The 580-nt window shown below is 67.2% G+C and carries 1 protein-coding gene; it reads left to right on the top strand.

Going from position 1 to position 580, the window contains the following annotated elements:
- Positions 1-54: 54 nt before the first annotated feature.
- Positions 55-580: alpha/beta fold hydrolase (locus tag ACG2E4_RS18480; RefSeq protein WP_395277512.1), on the top strand; the 526-nt coding region annotated here is incomplete at its 3' end.

Below are 580 nucleotides of genomic sequence, written 5' to 3' on the forward strand. Positions count from 1 at the left end.
GCCGGGCTGATGGACCACCTTAATATATCTAAGGCAGCCGTGGTGGGGGTCTCGATGGGCAGCCCGATCGCCCAGCAGCTGGCCCTGCGCCACCCCGGGAAGGTCAGCTGCATGGTCCAGATGTGCCCGTGGGCGCGCTGCGACCGGAAGGCCGAGGCGATCTTCCGGCACATGGTGGCCGCCAAGGCGCACCTGCGCCCGGAAGATTTCACCCGGTTTATCCAGCTGCTGATCTTCGACAAGACCACCTGGGATGACGAGGAGCAGTACCAGGGCCTGCTGGAAGGCCAACAGGAGGCGGCCCGCGAGCAGCGCCCGCAACCCCTGCACGGGCTGGAGGGACAGGCCGAGGCCTGCATCACCCACCATGCGTTGGATGAGCTTTCCAACATTACCCAGCCCTGCCTGGTGATCGGGGGCCAGCAGGACACCTTCACCCCGCCCTGGATGGCCCGGGAGGTGGCCGAGGCCCTGCCGAACAGCACCCTGCACCTGTACCCGGACTCCGGGCACGCCTTCCACTGGGAGAACCTCGAGGACTTCAACCCCCGCGTGCGCGACTGGCTGAAGGCCCACGGGT

This window comes from Halalkalibaculum sp. DA384 (assembly GCF_043951955.1).
Classification (GTDB): Bacteria; Bacteroidota; Rhodothermia; order Balneolales; family Balneolaceae; genus JAMQKA01.